Annotated in this window: 15 protein-coding genes and 1 pseudogene; 11 read left to right on the top strand and 5 right to left on the bottom strand. The window is 47.6% G+C overall.

Translation table 11 applies throughout. The features are described from left to right. Positions 1-385: 385 nt before the first annotated feature. From P6M73_RS05730 to P6M73_RS05705, 7 genes and pseudogenes are all read left to right on the top strand, one after another. Positions 386-799: pseudogene (locus tag P6M73_RS05730) on the top strand (IS1634 family transposase); the annotation flags it as partial. Further along, entirely contained in the window at positions 799-1023 is a 225-nt protein-coding gene (locus tag P6M73_RS05725; protein ID WP_277855156.1) for a hypothetical protein, read from the top strand. The pseudogene P6M73_RS05730 and the gene P6M73_RS05725, both read left to right, overlap by 1 nt. A 656-nt stretch (positions 1024-1679) precedes the next feature. Further along, complete coding sequence (locus P6M73_RS05720) at positions 1680-1889, top strand: hypothetical protein (protein ID WP_277855155.1); 210 nt, start codon at positions 1680-1682, stop codon at positions 1887-1889. Between the two features lie 326 nt (positions 1890-2215). Continuing rightward, positions 2216-2791, top strand: coding sequence for a hypothetical protein (locus P6M73_RS05715; protein WP_277855154.1), 576 nt, complete (start codon positions 2216-2218; stop codon positions 2789-2791). A gap of 377 nt (positions 2792-3168) precedes the next feature. Beyond that, positions 3169-3588, top strand: a complete 420-nt coding sequence (locus P6M73_RS16955) for a DUF421 domain-containing protein (RefSeq protein ID WP_489666475.1) — start codon at positions 3169-3171, stop codon at positions 3586-3588. A 61-nt stretch (positions 3589-3649) separates the two neighbouring features. Beyond that, entirely contained in the window at positions 3650-5248 is a 1599-nt protein-coding gene (locus P6M73_RS05710) for an IS1634 family transposase (protein WP_277855153.1), read from the top strand. A 17-nt stretch (positions 5249-5265) separates the two neighbouring features. Then, the gene (locus P6M73_RS05705; protein ID WP_277855152.1) at positions 5266-5436 is read left to right on the top strand and encodes a YetF domain-containing protein; all 171 of its coding nucleotides are present in this window, start codon (positions 5266-5268) and stop codon (positions 5434-5436) included. Positions 5437-5640: 204 nt separating this feature from the next. Here P6M73_RS05705 and P6M73_RS05700 read toward each other — a convergent pair whose 3' ends face one another. Further along, entirely contained in the window at positions 5641-5985 is a 345-nt protein-coding gene (locus tag P6M73_RS05700; protein ID WP_277855151.1) for a NifB/NifX family molybdenum-iron cluster-binding protein, read from the bottom strand. 276 nt (positions 5986-6261) lie between these two features. On the opposite strand from P6M73_RS05700, the gene P6M73_RS05695 reads away from it, so the two are divergent. From P6M73_RS05695 to P6M73_RS05680, 4 genes are all read left to right on the top strand, one after another. Next, positions 6262-7287 carry a hypothetical protein gene (locus P6M73_RS05695; protein ID WP_277855150.1) on the top strand — a complete coding sequence of 342 codons (1026 nt, stop codon included), beginning with the start codon at positions 6262-6264 and terminating at the stop codon, positions 7285-7287. 163 nt (positions 7288-7450) lie between these two features. Then, the gene (locus P6M73_RS05690) at positions 7451-9784 is read left to right on the top strand and encodes an HAD-IC family P-type ATPase (RefSeq protein WP_277855149.1); all 2334 of its coding nucleotides are present in this window, start codon (positions 7451-7453) and stop codon (positions 9782-9784) included. A gap of 1028 nt (positions 9785-10812) precedes the next feature. Beyond that, positions 10813-11727: an EamA family transporter gene (locus tag P6M73_RS05685; RefSeq protein ID WP_277855148.1), complete on the top strand. Its 915-nt coding sequence runs from the start codon at positions 10813-10815 to the stop codon at positions 11725-11727. Positions 11728-11811: 84 nt separating this feature from the next. Beyond that, entirely contained in the window at positions 11812-12309 is a 498-nt protein-coding gene (locus tag P6M73_RS05680; RefSeq protein WP_489666474.1) for a DUF7000 family protein, read from the top strand. A gap of 278 nt (positions 12310-12587) precedes the next feature. Here P6M73_RS05680 and P6M73_RS05675 read toward each other — a convergent pair whose 3' ends face one another. The 4 genes from P6M73_RS05675 to secG all read right to left on the bottom strand — a co-directional run bounded on the left by P6M73_RS05675 (position 12588) and on the right by secG (position 18162). Continuing rightward, complete coding sequence (locus tag P6M73_RS05675) at positions 12588-13445, bottom strand: hypothetical protein (RefSeq protein ID WP_277855146.1); 858 nt, start codon at positions 13443-13445, stop codon at positions 12588-12590. A 470-nt stretch (positions 13446-13915) separates the two neighbouring features. Next, positions 13916-16234, bottom strand: a complete 2319-nt coding sequence (rnr, locus tag P6M73_RS05670; RefSeq protein WP_489666492.1) for a ribonuclease R — start codon at positions 16232-16234, stop codon at positions 13916-13918. A 319-nt stretch (positions 16235-16553) separates the two neighbouring features. Next, positions 16554-17708: an enoyl-[acyl-carrier-protein] reductase FabV gene (gene fabV / locus P6M73_RS05665; RefSeq protein WP_277855144.1), complete on the bottom strand. Its 1155-nt coding sequence runs from the start codon at positions 17706-17708 to the stop codon at positions 16554-16556. Positions 17709-17928: 220 nt separating this feature from the next. After that, complete coding sequence (gene secG, locus P6M73_RS05660) at positions 17929-18162, bottom strand: preprotein translocase subunit SecG (protein ID WP_277855143.1); 234 nt, start codon at positions 18160-18162, stop codon at positions 17929-17931. Positions 18163-18404 lie beyond the last annotated feature (242 nt).

Here is an 18404-nt window from a genome sequence, read left to right as displayed (position 1 = left end):
TGATCGGAAGAGCCCCTAGAGGCCTCCAAATGTACGGTTTCAACATTTTTAGAGGACAACCCGGAAAAACATACTAGAACATCTCAAAGGAAAGAACGTGTTATCAAAAAGTATTCATAAAAATTTCCTCCTTGATAAAATATGTGTTATAGAATTACGAATAATATACTTCAGGATGTGAATATGTCAAGAACGCCAAATCACCTATATTCGTCCTTGTTAAAAGAACGTTTTCAATTCTTTGCATATACAATATCACATTTTAGTTATTATTTTAATACCCTCTGAAAGAATGATGATAAAGAAGTTACTTTGTCAAATCGGGAATTGAAACTTAGTCTGACAAACAGGTATGATTAAATGGATGGTGTCTCTCAAATTAATAAAGATGACCGCCGAAGAAGCGATCACCTTGTATAGGGGGCGTGATGTATCGGAAAAGTTGTTCCGTGGAAGCAAGTCCTATCTGGGCAACAAGAGTCTTCGAGTGCACTCCAACGAATCCGCAACGGCTAAAATCTTCATTGAGTTTGTTGCCACGATCATTCGAAGCCGCATGTACACCCTGCTGAAAGCGGAGATGGTAAACAACGACCGGAAAGCCAATTACATGACTGTTCCAGCCGCACTACGGGAACTGGAAAAGATCGAGATGACGAGGATGGGAGATGGCAACTATCGCTTAAGTCACGCGGTGACAGCCACGCAGAAAGCAATCCTGAAAGCCTTCAGACTGGATGCGGTAAACATAAAGAACAAGGCAAACCAAATCAATGAACGATTAAAAGGAGAGCTCTAATGGCAAGAGGACCCAAGATCCTGATCGATGAGAAAATAAAGCAATCCGAAGCCGCCCTGACCAAGGCCAAGGCTAGATACGACGCGGAAGCCGCTGTTCTGAAGGAACTTCTCCAGAAGAGACAGGCAATGAGAGACCGGGAATTATTGGAGGCGATCGCAAAGAGCAAGCGCTCCTTTGAAGAGATTCTGGACTACATCAATCGGGATCCGGATACAGATTAATTCGGTCAATTCGATCTTTAGTGGGAAAATTTCAGGAAGTTAAGGATATGATAATAGAACGAGCCCCGGGCTATGACTTCAAAGAAATAAGTTTTAACTATACTGACCCCTTAGTTCACACTGCCCCAAAGCACCGCTCGCGGTGCTACCAATAAAAACCAAAATGATGAATTAGCATATAATTCGATTAGCCATTTCTGAAAGCATCATCCATACTGAAGAGATAATTTGTTAATAATAATTTAATATCCTTATGCTTTGTTCAAATTCTTCTTGCTCTTACTAATAAATTCTTAGCTCTTATGGCGTAGTCTTCTCGTCTATAATTTAAATCTATATTCAAAATCAGTTAATCGTGCTATAGTCTGATCAATTTAGTATAACTATTGTTTCAATCTCTGAATATGGGCTGTGATTTGATCAAGGCGGCTTTGTCACTGACCTCCAAGGGTGAGGACAGTCCAGATTTTTATTGAGAAAAACAAAGGCCGCAATCATGTGGTACTGTATGTAATCTCGTCTTGAGATCCCTGGAGAGGTTTTTTGAAAAACACTCGATTAGCTGTTAACCTTGGTGGAAAACCTCAAAGTTCAAGTTACGCATTCATATCCTGTGACTACAGCTTAAAAATATAATGAAATCAGGAGGAAAAGAAATGGATTCTAAGTTATTCTCCCGCTTACTAAAAATTCTAATTGGTGTATTTTCAGTGCTATTTGTGAGATACGTTATCCTTTTGGAACTTATTTTTTCTCGTAATTATATAGCTGATTATCAACTAGCCTTTGCTCTCCCCGTTTGTATTGTGATCGGATTTTTAGCATTAGCCATCAGCCTCCTCTTATTGATTGCTAAGAACACATAAATTATAGTGGCGAGTTCGTCTAATAGCCTTGAGTGTCGACACGTTTGTGAAGAAATTTCGCCACCGGACGACCTGAAATCAGGTTTGGTGAATAGAGCATACAGGATCTGAATTTCAACAACTTCTTCTGTCAAGCTGACGGCGCCGTTCCATACCTCACAAACAGACTGCACCAGAGGTGGCGGCACTATATCTTCCCTGATTTGATCCCGCATCGAGTCTTCCTTCTGTTATAGCTACTGCACAAATCCAGGGATATGATTCAGGATCCAAGATACAGTATGGCAAATACTTTAACTAAACTTATAATACGAGGAGAGTTATGTATGTCGATTTGTAAAAAGTTCAAAGTTACGATAACTGGAATCCTGATGGCGATGTTATTTAGTTCTTGCAGCTCTTTCTATGAGAATCAAATGGCATTCAATAACCAATCACACCCTGTATTCGATATAGAAAACTTTGATTCCTGCAGTTTTTCAGATAAGTCAGATTTGTTCAAATACGATCTTACAGCTTCCATAGATAAGAAAGAGAATAAGAATTTAATGACCTATGAATTAACCATTACTCCGAACACCGACCAGATTATCAATGATGTCACAGTAACCGCCTCACTGGATGAAAGCTGGTCCAACTGGCTGCTGGATAAAAACAGAAATACATTGTTCTTTGGAACTGATAAGAAAAATCCGATCCGGATGGATCGTAACTCCGATTCGTATAGAGGGTTGATTTCGGAGATAGGAAAATATCTGGAAGAAGAAGTTTCATCTGAGCAAATGAAAAATCTATTGGTTCTCCCGATTAAAATCAGGATTAAGTATCAGGATACGATTATAACCGAAACACTTAAGCCAAATAAAATACTACTCTACGGAAATGAGGAGCAATCCGTTTGATCCCCGATTGATGGCGCAATTGATTCGATACCTTTTAACTATGCAACTGCAAAAATGGAGCAATTATGTAGTAAGGTTCAATCAAACATCCCTACGGTTTGTCCCTCTGTTGTTGCTGACTAACATCAAACTTAGTCAGCTTTTTTAGCGCATTCATCCTTACCCTGCCCGGAAATAAACTATTCACCATTCCGGCAGGAAAGACAACAACCAGGTTATGGTAAAATCAGACCTAAAGGGAGAATCCATTCATTCTCAATCCATGAAACCCTCATGATAAGATAGCATGCCGAGCCAATGATCAGCTGCCGAACCTTAATCACAGATGATAGGCCCGGGGAATTTGTCCGTAATAACAATAGGAGCGGAGAACGGATATGACATTTTTCAATAACCCCTATGTTCAGATCAGCTTGAGTTCAGTGACAGTATATTTATTTCTCCTTGTCGCCATCCGACTGTTCGGAAAAAAAGAACTTTCTCAGTTATCCGTTATTGATCTGGTCTTTATTCTATTGATCAGCAATTCCGTTCAGAATGCCATGGTTGGTTCAAATTCATCCCTGTCTGGCGGGTTAGTGGCTGCTGGCGCATTGTTTATCACGAACTATGTTTTCAAGCAGTTTCTATATCGTTTCCCAAAATTCAGCAGATTCATCCAGGGTGAGCCACTCATGCTGATCTATCAGGGGAAACTCAATCTTCAGAATTGTGTCAAGGCAAAGCTGACAATGGATCCTGGATTCCCGGCGAATTATAACGGGGAATGCTGGAAATCGTTGATATCACTGGATTAGCAGCATAATTTCTCTTGATTTTGCCTCATAAACACGTTATAATTATAACGTGAGGTGGCGCATGAATATCATCGATGTCAAAAACAAGAAAAACGGAGTTATCTACGTCTACGAATCCATCGACTACTGGGACAAAGAGAAGAAACAGTCTCGAAGTAAGCGTGTTTGTATTGGCAAACGTGATGAACAGGGCAATCTGATCCCTTCCAAACGACTCACTCAACCTCCGGTCTCCACTGTGATTAAACCAGGGCCGACTCCATCTACTTCCACTCGGCATGGTTATTTTGGCGCTACGTATCTGTTTGATGCGATCGGGGAGCAGCTGGGCATCACACAAGACTTGAAGGCATGCTTTCCGCAGATTTATAAGAAGATCCTCTCCGTGGCCTACTATTTGATTTTGGAGGACCGCAACTCCCTTCTTCGTTTCCCGAAATGGGATAGGACCCATTTTCATCCACATGGGGCCTGCATCTCTTCCCAACAAAGCAGTGATCTGTTCTCGATGATTACGGAAGAAGCAAAAGAACGTTTCTTTCGCTTGCAGGGCAAGCGCCGGATGGAAAATGAATATTGGGCCTATGATACCACCAGCATTTCGTCCTATTCAGAGTCTCTCAAACAAGTCAAATATGGGATGAACAAGGATCATGATCCGCTTCCCCAGATTAACCTGGCGCTGCTCTTTGGAGAAGACTCAGGCTTGCCGTTCTACTACAGAAAGCTGGCCGGCAACATCAGCGATATCTCGACCATGAAGAAATTGCTGGCCGACTTAAAGCAACTTGATTTTGGCAAAGTTAAACTGGTCATGGATCGTGGCTTTTACAGTGAAGCCAACATCAATGCCATTTATCAGAACAACCTGAAATTCCTGATTGCCACCAAAGTATCCCTGAAGTTTGTGCGAAAAGAATTAGACAAAGTCAGAGACAGCATAAAAACAAGGACCAACTACAACTCAATCTATCAGTTATACAGCCATTCCACCGCCATTGAATGGAACTACTCTCAAACAAGACCCCGCAAAGGCGATGTCATCAAGGATACTCGCCGCATGTATCTGCACATCTATTACAGTAGCGAGAAGGCGTTGGAACATGAGAGCCGCTTCAATCTGATGCTGGATCAGTTGGAGGCTGAGCTTACGAGCGGAAATCGAAAACCAGAGAACGAGAAGCAGTACGCCAAATACTTTGAACTGTCAGATACCCCGGTACGTGGAATCAAGATCATTCCCAAACAGGATGCCATCACTCGAGCTGAAAAGGACTATGGCTTTTTCGCGCTGTTAAGTAACGACATCAAGGATCCCATCATAGCCTTGGAGATTTACCGTAACAAAGATCTGGTCGAGAAGGCGTTTGGGAATCTTAAAGAAAGGCTCAATCTGAGGCGAACTGCAGTCTCATCTGAAAGCTCGCTGGACGGAAAGCTGTTTGTCCAATTCATTGCCCTGATTTTTATGTCCCATTTGAAAAAGACGATGGCCGATAAGGGTCTATTCCAAAACTACACCATGCAGGAGCTACTAGACGAACTTGATGTCATAGAAGCATTTGAAAATCCAGGGAAGGCTCTCCAAGTAGGCGAAGTGACCAAGAAGCAGGAAGGCTTGTATACGAACTTGGGAGTAGACCCGCCATCCACGTTATAATTTTTCGGGAATTTAGGATGGATGAAATCATGGAAGTACTTCGAGAGCACGGAATCGGAAAAATCGAGGACGTAGACCTAGCCGTACTTGAGGTGGATGGGAACATCAGTGTCCTCTCGAATGGATACCAGACAAAATCAGTTAAGAAAAAGAAAACGAAAGGCCAGGATCAGCTCAAAGGATATTAACCGGTGATTCAGTGATCACTGTTCATTCAGGTGATTTGCTCTATCTGCAGAACAGCTCAACTCGATGAAGGTGAGATGACAGACAGAAACACCCTTCGATCAACGGATCGAAGGGGGTTTCTGTCTCTTATGACTCAGCCTAAAAGTCAGCGAGGAATCGTTCCATTTTTGAGCAACTGCCTGACCATGGCTGTAAGACGGGACTTAGCAGCCGCCGCAGCTCTTAATAAACTCCGGATCGTGCTTCAGCTTGCCTGAAGCGTAATCCAGCGCCGCCTGTCTGGGATCGCCGGATACACCCAGAACAACATCGACTCCGGCATTCTTCATCACGTCGACGGCTCCCTGTGCTACCGTTCCGCCAAGTGCAGCTGCCACATGAAGACCCGCCACAAAACTTGGTGGAGTAACGCCTGGCGCGTGGCCGGGATTTTTATGAAGTTCCTCACCGACGATCTTTCCATCCTCCACATCCAGAACCATGTAGTTCTCGCATAATCCAAAATGATCAGAAATGACCTGATCATTGACTGATACTGCAATTCTCATATGTTTTCTCCTTCTCTGACTTCGTCAGTTATTGTTATTTTGACCACCTTCATCCGTCTCAATACAGAGGATGCAATTAAATGGTGTACTCTGTGATTATAAGATATTTTCCGATTTACGTCATCTCCCGTTTGATCTGGTACCCGATCGTTTTAATGTGCTTCTAAGTCACTCCTGTTAGAATGAATCATGATAAACCCCCAGGATTCCAGGGTCCAACTTATTTATTGAGCGCTCTTATGGCCTGACTCTGCCCAGTCTACAGGAGGAATTTTTTTGACGTTAAAGGAAACTTATCAACAAATCCAGCATCGCCTCAGTGGGTTGGACCTGGATTCTGTCTGGTCCAAATTCTCTCTTCATCGATTTGCGCTATATAACGATACAGAAGTTATTCTCGACGGCATCAGCCTGCCAAAAACAGAAGAATTTGTTGGAAATACCGCCATCCGGTTTCAGGGAGATTTTGTTGCAATCTGGTATCTGCCGCAACCGATGGATCCGGACATTCTGACCAGTAAAATTGTGCATGAAATGTTCCATGCCTATCAGGTGGAACAGGGTGAAAGCCGATTTCCCCATGAAATCGAAGCCTTGCTTGGCTATGACTATGACAGTCACTGCATGAGCATCAAATATCGCGAGAATATCCTGCTGGCCCAGTTGTGTGAAACCTTCGATCCACAGCTTTATGCCGAATTCCTGGCACTGAGAGCCGTTCGTGAGCGGGACTTCCCATTTCAGTACCGTTATGACAGTTCCATCGAAGTCGTCGAGGGCAGTGCTCAATATGTCGAGCTTCAAGTTCTGAGACAGCTCAGCCCGATCAAATACGACAAAGAAATCCACCGCCTGATCGCACGGCTGCGTCAAGTGGAACTGCTTCGACCCGTTCGAATCCTCAGTTATGATGTCGGAGCAATAATCATCTGCCTTTGCCATGACAACAACCTGCCGTGCAATCAGACGGTCGGTCCCTGCGACTCGTTCCTTCTGGAAACAGCAGAAGCTGCAATCAGCATCGAGCCCGATGAATCCGTCATTCACTTTCTGGAAGAACATAATCAATGCTTTCGCAGCCGGCTGAATCGTGTGCGACAGAACAGCCCGAAAGTGATGGAAGGTCTCTTTGAGCTGATCGGAGTCAATGTCTATTCCGCGATCTTCCAGGACAATCATATCAGCACCGAATATTTCCTTCAGTATCGCACGGAACAGGGCGAAGCCCAAACTCTGATGGGAAATTACCTGCTGGAAATGAAAGAAAATAAAATCATTCGAATCGTTCAAGAAGATGCCTGAGCTGACCTGACAGTCTCCCCTCTCCCAGCCCAACGGGTCAAAGATAGCATGCGGTCGGAAGACAAGCCGTTGAATCACCGGTAGATTGCCATTGACTATTCTGTAAACTGGTATAATTGAGATAAGATAAGCATTTTCCACAGACCGGAGGAAGGTGTGCCTTATGGAAGAACCCAGACTGCTTGACGGATTGACGGAAGCTGAAGTCAGTCAGCGGATCAAGGAAGGACGAGTTAATTCCTATGTTAGAAAGACAAGCCGGACATACTCCGACATCATCTGTTCCAACGTCCTGACCAGGTTCAATGCGGTACTTGGCGGTCTGTTTCTTATTGTTATTTTCCTGGGAGCAATCAATGACGCCTTGTTTGGACTATTGATGATCATTAACAGTCTGATCGGTATTATCCAGGAGATCCGCGCCAAAAGGACCCTGGATAACCTGGCTCTGATCAGTTCACCCAAAGCAAAAGTTATCCGGGAAGGCAGACAGCTTGAAATTCCTTACGATCAGGTGGTCCAGGACGACCTGCTGGTGCTGCATCCCGGTGATCAGGTGGTAGTCGATGGGATCATTGTTGCGGAAGAAGGGCTTGAAATTGATGAATCCGTCCTGACCGGAGAATCCATTCCCATTGCGAAAGACGCGGGAGATGAACTTCTGTCCGGTAGTCATGCCGTTGCGGGAACAGGAAGGTATCGATCAGTCAGGGTAGGGTCCCAGGCCTATGCCCAGGAACTGGCCGACAAGGCCAGAAAGTTCCGCCTGTCAAAGTCCGAGCTCCGCGAAGGGATTGATCAGCTGCTGCGCTGGATCTTCCGGGCGATCATTCCGGTTGCCCTGCTGTTGTTTTACAGCCAGGTGCGAGCCGGGCTGTCGACTCATGACATCTACATCGGGACTATTGCTGGAATCGTAGGCATCATTCCCCAGGGACTGGTTCTGGTCACCAGCATGGCCCTGGCTGTCAGCGTGATCAATCTGGGAAGACAACGGGTGCTGGTTCAGGAATTGCCGGCTGTTGAAATTCTGGCAAGGGTTGATGTTCTTTGCGTAGACAAAACCGGAACTCTGACAGACGGAACGATTCAGACCTGCAAAGTCATTGAACTGGAATCAGGATATGATATCCCGACGGTTCTTGGTGCCTTTTGCGGTGCCGTTGCTGCTAAAAATTCAACCATCGCCGCGATCGAAGCAAATTATCCAGACCCCCACTGGACCGTTGCCGGGACCGTTCCCTTTTCATCCGACCGCAAATGGAGTTCTGCAAGTTTTAAAGACCACGGCCACTGGATTCTGGGGGCACCGGAAATCCTGATGACTGACAGCCATCCATCGGATCAAACTGCTGCGCTTTATGAAGAATTTGCGCAAAAAGGCTATCGCGTGCTGATGCTGGCTCGGAGCCATAAACCTCCTACTCAAAGGAGATTGCCCGCTCCGATTCAACCGGTTGGCCTGGTGCTTCTGGAAGAAAAAGTCAGAGATGATGTCGCGGCTTCAATGAATTTTTTCAAGAAACAGGGCGTCGCAATAAAAGTCATTTCCGGAGATAATCCCCTCACCGCGCTAAGCGTGGCCCGGCGAGCCGGTATTGCCAACGGAGGCAGCGCCTATGACGTGAGATCCCTGCCCGATGATGACGACGCCGTAGCTCAAATCATGGAGACCTACGAGGTATTTGGCCGGGTAACGCCGGAACAGAAGCAGCGAATGGTGAAGGCGCTTCAGACCCGCGGACATGTCGTTGCCATGACCGGAGACGGCGTCAATGATGTGCTGGCCCTGAAAGACGCAGACCTCGGCTTGGCGGTTGGATCCGGAGTGGCAGCAACCAAATCCGTGGCCAGGATCATTCTGCTGGACGGCAAATTCGCAACGCTGCCAAAAATCGTCGCGGAAGGCAGACGTCTGATCGCCAATATCGAGCGGGTGGCAAACCTGTATCTGGTCAAAACCATGTGTGTCATGATCCTGAACCTGGTCACCTTAATTGCCGGACTGCCCTATCCGTTCCTGCCAAGACATCTCTCCCTGGTCAGCGAGGTCACGATCGGCATTCCCTCCTTCTTTCTCGCACTGGCACCTAACACCAGACGATATCAGCCAGGCTTCATAGGCAGAATCCTAAGGTTTGTCCTGCCCATCGGATCCATCGCCGGCATTTTTACCCTAGCCAGCTTCTATTTGGCCCTTCAAGGTGGCACCCCGCTGGAAGAAGCCCGAACGGCAGCCACCCTGACACTGCTCCTGATCAGCATGTGGGTGCTTCTCCTCCTGGCTCATCCGCTGACCCGGAAGAAGACGGCCCTCATTATCGGCATGAATTTCCTGCTGCTCTGTGTCTTTCTCATTCCCTTCTCCAGAAGCTTCTTTGCCTTGAATATGCCCCCTTTGAACATTGCCGCTCGTTCCCTGATTATGACCGCAGGATCAATCCTGGCTATTGAAGTTTACTGGAGACTTCGATTGAAAGACATCATCAATCCGTGACCCGGACAATCGAACAATCCGTGACCCGGACAATCGAACAACCCTTGTTCTTTCAAAATAGAATGCCAAACCGAACTTCCTGAAACAGCGTTCCAGGAAGTTCGGTTTTTTCCATGTTTCTAGGTTGACCAGCATGATCTGCTGTAGTCTTTCAGTCCCAGACAATCACGAATCGATCAGGCCAACGATCAATGATACGGGCGCAATCAGTCCGATCAAAGGAGAACCTCGCAGCCAGTCAAAGATACGGAAGACAATGTTCACGACAGTCTTCCGAAAGCCAGCAAATAAAACTGCAGAAAATGGGAGCAGTTCATTTTAATATTCAGCGCAACTGATAACCAGATCAATTTAAATTATTAGTTGACAAATATTTCTCCTAAATGTAATGTTATAAGAACAATACCAAAGAGATGAATTCGTAAATCATCATTCCATCTGATATATACATCAGATCTTTCCTGCTCCTTCAGATAAAAAACCAACTGTCGTGAAAGGACTAAATTATGGCTCATCATTTCCCAAAGATTCAATACTCACTCATTGCCGTCACATTGGTGATCGTCCTTCTTTCTTTTCTCACGAATAACATCCGCGCAGGAAGCTATTCATGGCTTGCGGTTGCCATTCTGTTGCTTATGAACGGCTTAATGAGCTTTTACAGGAAACATCGGGCAGAAGGATTTATCTATTTACCCACCGCAACTGCTTTCACTTTTCTATTCATAAGGTTCTAGCAACGACGAAGGAATCATGCGATGAGACTGTAATGTTGTGAGACAGTATTTTGATAAGGCAAACATGATGGATCTGAACCATTGAGACGGCTCTGTAAGGGCAATCTCAGTGGTTTCTTGATTTTGGGACGAATTCAGCTCCCACGATGTTGCAGTTAGATCCCACCAGGTTCAGCTCAGACTTTCAGAGATCACAATTATTTCCGCATAAGAGGGAATCCGACCTGTCAGGTGAGCCATGATTTGCTATGATTAAGGTAATATCATGATGATTCATTGAAAGGAAGACCTATGAAGAAAGATGACTCATATTATTCCGGGCTGGTGCTCCTGGCAGCTGTTCTGTGGGGCACCACGGGAACGACCCAGGCTTTTGCCCCTGCCGGGGCCTCTTCGCTCTCCATCGGTGCCGTCCGCCTGATGGTGGGCGCCGCCGCTTTAATCCTGGCGGCCTCTTTCAAAGGTTCCATGAAGGACAGGAGGCTGTGGCTCAACCGCTTCACCCTGCTGGCCGCAGTCTCTGTGGCTGCCTACCAGCTGCTCTTCTTTGCCGGTGTCAGGAATACCGGAGTCGCCACCGGCACCATTGTGACCATCGGAAGCGCTCCGATCTTTGCCGGTCTGGCTTCTCTGCTGTTTAAACGAACAAATCCAGGCCTGTTATGGCTGGCGGCTACCCTGATGTCTGTGATCGGGTGTGTGCTTCTGGTAACTGGAGGGCAGGCAATGGAAGTCAACGCATCTGGGGTTCTGCTGAATCTGGGTGCCGGATTTGCCTATGCCATGTATTCCGCCATGTCGAAAGAGCTCCTGAAAAACTATTCAGCCGTGACGGTCACCGGAACTGTATTTGCCATAGGTTCCCTCCTGCTCCTCCCGGTGCTGATAACCTCCGACCCATCCTGGCTGGTTTCGATGCGCGGACTTGCCACCGCGCTTCACCTTGGCTTGCTGGCTACCGCGCTGCCCTATCTGCTCTACACAATGGCTCTGGCAAGAATTCCATTTCCCAAGGCAGTCACCCTGACACTGGCAGAACCGGTAACTGCCGCACTCCTGGGTCTGCTGGTTCTGCAGGAACATCTCCCCCCGATCAGTCTCCTGGGCATGGGATTTGTTTTTTCCGGACTGGTAATTCTAAGTGCAGGTCAGCTTCTGTCCAATCGTTTCCGCCAGCCCAAACCGGGATCCAGTGAATCACAATAAGCTAATACCGACTGAAGCTGATCCCGCAAAGAACGATCAGCTGCTCACAGCGCCGTCTACCCGGAATGGGGAAAGGGATTGACCATGCCGTCAAAAAATGAAGCTGTTTCAATGTATAGCGAAGCTTTGAAGACCGGATTGATCCAGGATGGCTACCGGATCATCCTGGCCTGCATGTCCCAGTTGCAGCGCTATTTGGCAGCGCAGCATCCTGAAATGCACTGTTCTTACATATACCCCGGTACGATGGACATGACATACTTTGCCCTGATCCCCGATGACCTGGCATCTCAAAATCTGAAAATTGCTCTGGTTTATCTTCACCGGGAGCAGTGCTTCGAAGTCTGGCTGGCAGGAAAAAACCGGAAAGCCCAGCAAGACCTTTATCCTCTCCTGAAAGATCAGGATCTTGGGGCAAGTCATCTCTCAGTTCCCGGACCCGGTGTTGATTCGATTCTGACTCGTACCCTTCTGGTTTGTCCTGATTTTGATCATGCCGAGACGCTCAACCACCTGCTGGAAGAAGGCATCCATCGATTCCTGGAGGACGTTCGCCAGCTGCTCCCCTGCCGTTCGGTTTAACCGCCGGCGTTCCCTCCCCTTTGAACGTTGAATTATCCCAACGGCAATGGCGGCCGTGGCTGCCAACCAGAGAATTAGTAAGAGTGTTTCAAATCGGTTTACCGCCTGCGCAGGACTGATTGAAAATAATGGCAACAGAAAATCGGCAGAAGGCCTTCGGTGACTTCTGCCGATTTTCCGTTGTGTGCAGAGCGATCTGAATTCCTGGTTCCGACTCGCTCCATTCGTTTTCATATGATGGCCATAGATTGAAAGCAGGAACCAAGGACCGTCAGATGTTATTGAGGAATGACGCCTGTCAGATCATTCATATACTGATCGAAGGTATAGCTCAGGTTCAAGCCGTATCCGTTCAAAAATTCCAGTACGTTGTTCCAGTACCTGGGATTGGCATGCTTCACGTCATTGATCAGAATCGCTGACGTTTCCCCCTTAAAATTCGTACCGGGTCCCATGGCTTTTCGAACTTCTTTGATCAAATCCAGTTTGAATGGTTTCTGCACCTTACCCCTGGCTAAGTTTGCTGTTCTACTAATAATCAGATTGGATGAAACCCCGGATTTTGACAAGATGATTTTTGCTACTTCCGGAGCTGGCAGTGGTGCTATGACCATTGCCGGAGACGCCATCGCGATCTCAAACACCGAAGATTCAACGGTCAGGATTTCAGCACTTGAAAATACAGCCTCTGCCTGAATTTGATAGAATCCCAGTTCCCTGACAGTCCAGGGATTGGATTGAAAGTCGCTGAAGGAAAGCCCCTGGAATACACCGTAATCCTTCGATGCTACGGGATCCCCCTCGTACGCAATGATATTCTGTACGTCCGTCCAGGTTCCCAGTTCATCCATGGCCTGTCCTGTCACCCGAAGCGATGTCAGTGTGGGTCCACCAACCAACTCATTCATTTCCGTAATAAATTGAATAAATCCGCTGAAAGTGATCAGCTTGCCGTCCAGTTGAAACTGATCCAGTTCCTCCTGGCTGAAGCTGATATTGCCCGGAGCATCCATCATGATCTCTGCTACGCCAGGAGCATCGACCCCCGGAACACCGGTTTCTGCCAGCGTCTGATGTTCCGTCACCATCAGCATCATCACCAGAACCAGCAGAAGAGAAAGCAGTTTCTTTTTCATTCGTTCACCACCTCATTTATTTTTACGTTTTATCCCGGTTCGAACGGAAAATCACAATTCAAACCGATAATTAATTTTAGCAAAATAATTAATTTCAATCAATTGAAACCAATTAAAATATTCAATTTAATCTCCCGATTATAATCTCTTCGGCATTTTATTTATTATGGATATAATCATTTTATTTTTCCGTTCATCGAAATATTCCGTTGTATCATAGCGATCTTCCTTAAAATAGCTTTGTTTCTATAACAGTATATTCTTCCATTTTATACTGTATTACTGATTTTTCTTTGATGGATACTGCCTGACTCCCCCCTACCTGGTCAAAGATTCGTTCCCTTCAATATCACCGGGAATGCCCGGCAGCGTCAACCATCAGACCTGCTGCCGGCAGAACTGAATCAGGGCCGCCACATGACGTGGCGGCCCTGATAACTGTTTAAATCGATTGATGGGTTCAGGCTGAATTAGCCTCGTTTCCGCTTGCTACCGGACTTTCCGTTCCCTTTTTTGTTGTCTTTCCGCTTCTTCTCGAAAAAGCCGGGGCCTTTGCGTTTGCTCTCTTTTCTCGGTTCAGTCTGCCGGCTCTTGCTTTTTTGGAAGGTGCCCAGAATCAGAGGATCCCGATCGAGATGATCTTTCCGCTTGGTGAACTCACCGTCCTCACTGATCCGGCCCAGAAATTCGAAATTGATTTCCCGGTTGTCCACATCAACGGCGGCAACCTGTACCCGGACACGATCACCCAGGCTCATGGTGCCATAGGTATCGGAGGTCAGAATCATCCGGCGGTCATCGTACATGACATCCATGGGCAGGGTATTGATATGAACCAGTCCTTCAATGGTGTTGGGCAGCTCCACAAAGAATCCGAAGCTGGTGACGGAGGAGATGACCCCCTCGAACACCTGACCCAGGCGGGCGTGCATGTACTGAGCTTTCTTCATGTCATCCACTTCGCGTTCCGCTTCTTCTGCCACTCGCTCCATCTCGCTGGAAATAAGGGAAGTTTTGGCTACCACCGCGTGATAGCGTTCCAGCTCGGGTCCGGCCAGCTGGCCGTTGAGCTGCTTTTTGATGATGCGGTGAATTTGCAGATCGGGGTAACGGCGGATCGGCGAGGTAAAGTGACTGTAATATTTGGCAGCCAGACCAAAGTGGCCCAGATTATTCGGTGAATACTTTGCCTGCATCATGCTACGCAGAAGAAGTTTTGATAACACGTGTTCTGCATCCGTGCCCTTGACGTTTGCCAGAACCTTTTGCAGATCCATCGGTTCAATGTCCCCGCCGAATCGAATCGGGACTCCCATGGTCGTTGCCATATCCGAGAACACCTGCAGTTTTTCCGGATCCGGATCTTCATGAATCCGATAGACAAACGGCAGGTTCTGCCAGTGGTAGGTCTCTGCAACGCACTCATTGGCCGCCAGCATGAACTCCTCGATGATCCGGTTGGAAACGCCGCGCACAAAGGGACGCACATCCACCGGTTCGCCATTTTCGTCCAGTACGATGTAACTTTCCGTAAAGTCAAAGTCGATGGCTCCCCGCAGCATCCGCTTTCGGTTCAGAATCTCATAGAGCGCTTCCATCTCCCGGAACATCGGGACCAGATGCTCATACTTCTGTGTGAGAGCCTCGTCATGGTCCGTCAGGATCGCATTGACATCATTATAGGTCATGCGGGCGGTGGTCCGAATGACGGACTCAAACACATCCGACTGCTTCACGGTGCCATGGCTGTCAATCTCCATTTCACAGGACAACGTCAGCTTGTCTGTATTGGGATTCAGGGAACACAGGTCATTGGACAGCTTCTGGGGCAGCATGGGGATGACCAGATCAATCAGGTAGACCGACGTCGCCCGCTTTAAGGCCTCTTCATCCAATACACTTTTTTCTTTGACATAATGAGTGACATCCGCGATATGAACCCCCAGCTTGTAATTGCCGTTCTCAAGCTTTACCACACTGATGGCATCATCCAGATCTTTGGCATCGGCTCCGTCGATGGTGACGATGGTTTCACCGCGCAGATCGCGTCTTCGCTCCAGTTCCTGGGGCGGGATGACATTGGGAATGCGGTCCACATAGTCCAGAACCGGCTGGGGGAAGGTCTGAGGAAGATTATATTTCGCCAGCACGGTCATCATATCGACGCCGGGATCTCCCTTACGGCCCAGCACTGAGATGACTTTCCCTGAGGCATTCTTATCGCCGCTGGGATATTTGGTCAGCTCGCAGACGACGACATCATTATTTTTGGCATTCAGGCTTTCACCTTTCGGGATGAAGATGTCCTCCCGGATTTTTTTATCCTCCGGCACCACGAAGCCATAATTGGCGCTCTCCTGATACACCCCGATCACAGTGGTTGTATTGCGGGCGATGATTCTGACAACTTCGCCTTCATCGCGGGCACCGGACTCATAGGCCTTCAGATCCACCTTAACCAGCACGGTATCACCATTCATGGCATTTTTGGTTTTGTCCGGAGGCAGGAAGATGTCCGGCCGAGCTTTTTCCCCCTCGACCTTATCCTGGATCAGGAAGCCAAAGCCCTTGGCATGGAGCTGGATCCGGCCACTGAAGAAGCCCAGGTTTTCCGGAAGGGTCAGCCGCCCTTTCTTGGTTTTTACAACCTGGCCGGTAATTTCCATGTTATTAATGATTCGGATCAGCTCCGTCAATTCTTTCCCCTCAAGGTTTAATTCTGACGCCAGCTCATCCATGGTGGGGGACTTTTTCCCCTGTCGTTCCTTTAGAATGTCCAGTATTTTCATTTCATCCATATCATGCACCTCGTCTTTCTTCTTATATCATTATACGCAAGGCAGTCACTGCCTGCGCATTCGCCATGAAAACTTCAATTGTTGGTTACATTTATGTTGTTTTTTCAAGCTAAAATCCCCCCGAAACCCATCTTCCAGTTCCCGTTGGCGGCGACCGGAGCAGGCGACTCAGAAAAAGCACCGCAGGCTGACCCTGAGTGCTTTTTCTGAGTGACTATTGACTTGGCGATTGCCACACGCCGTAAGACCGGCTCAAAGGAACTTGATCCCGAACAGCAAATCGGCCGGACGCCTTACGCAGAAATCGTATTTACACGAGGTAATGCTCGACATCCGCATCGTAATCAATGTCGGTCCGGCCGAAGCCGAACAGCTTCAGGAACGCCTGACGGAACCGTTCCGGATTGCCGATGTCCTCCGGAAGAATCTCTCCCGGAACAATCGAGTTCCACTTTTTATCCACCTGTTGCTGAATGGCCTCGCTCAGCTCGAACTCATTGTTGAGAACCAGGTGACCTGGCCGCGTATTGAGAAAACAGGTCTCCATCATGCGGTTGATGTGTGCCTGAGTGGAGTTGTCATACTTTTCCTGGTGGAATATCTCCATCAGAATTGTCATATACAGCGAAATTGACGGGATGACCGAACTGGACTGGGTGACCACCGCCGGCTGGGATATGACCTGGGCATTGACCCGACCGCTTTGGCTCAGGGCCTGGGCGGTCTGTGCCAGGTGATCCTTGGCTTTACCGATGGCTCCGTCATTGTAGATGGATTTAGTCTGGCTGGAACCGATGTAGGTATACGCAAAGCTTTTGCATCCTGGCTTCAGAACACCGGCTTCATGGAGCGCTTCAATCCATAATGCCCAGTCTTCTCCCCCCATGACCTTACGGGTGGATTCGACTTCCTCCGGGCTGGCCGGTTGAAGCTGAACTTCCCGCACAACTCCGCTTTCCAGATCCAGGTCCAGTGTGGTGACGGCCTCTCCAACCGGTCGGATGGAAGACTTGTAGAGATTGTCACCCACCTTGCGCCGGGCAGCTGCAATGCTGTAGATGACCAAATCCAGCCCCTGTGGAAATTCTCGGCGCAGAATGTCGATGGCTTGAGCCTTCGTCTGCGGATCAAAGGCATCCGCATTCAGATCAACATGATGGGTCGGCAGCGATTTCAGTTCTTTTGCCAACGCATAGCTGTTGTACCAGCCGGACGTCGCCTCGCGCCGATCCGAAGGAGGCTTGGAGCTGAACACGCCCATGGTATTGGCGCCCATGGAGTAAGCGGCACAAATCCGGGAACTTAATCCGAAACCATTGGAACTCCCAATGACCAGGACATTCATCGGACCATCCGTCAGATGACTCTGTCTGGCCTGATCGATTTCTTCTTTCACGTTCATGGCGCACCCGCCTGGATGGCTGTTAATGCAGATGAATTTCTTGCACTTTGGTTTAATGATCATATAATTACCCTCATTCTGGATTTGCCTCCGGGCGAATCGAACCGCCTTTGGGAGTGATTATTTACTTTGACATGCAAATTATTTGATTTTCTAACTAACTACTTCATCATATCATAGAATGCCCCAGATCAAAAGTTGACCCTTTCAATTTCTGCCGGATCTTTCGTCCCCCTCAGTTCCCAAAAAATGAAAAAATCCGGCACCCCGGATTCAATCATTCTTACACAAAATAATGCATGAAGATCGTGTTAATTGCTAACAGCACCGCAATAATGACGGTCGCTCTGGCATACATGACTTCACTGGTTCTTCCTTTATTTCTGGAGAAGAACGTATCCTGAGCGCCGCCGCCGATGAAGCCTCTCAATCCATCCTGCTTGGACGGCTGGAGCAACACGAAAGCAATGAGCGCAATCGCAAGGATAAATTCCATTACGACTAAAAAAGTTGCCATGAATCTGACCTCCTGATTTGGAACTTCGAACAACTTATTTTATCATACCACAAATCACTTGACAACGAAACGCCACTTTGTAGAAATTTGTGCAAGGCGGTCCATCGGCATTCCATCTCTCCCAGCGGCCTGCCAGGCAGATAGCGGAGGGTACCACCGATCGGGTGAGCCTGTGGGTCTCCCCCAGGTCCACTGCATACCAGTGCCTTCAGTCCACACTGCCTGATCTCTTTTATGCCTCA

Origin of the sequence: Anaerococcoides asporogena, from assembly GCF_029590275.1 — a bacterium.
GTDB lineage: Bacteria > Bacillota > Clostridia > Clostridiales > Clostridiaceae > JG1575.
The sequence above is the reverse complement of the archived record's forward strand: the minus strand, read 5'-3'. Positions and strand labels throughout refer to the sequence as shown.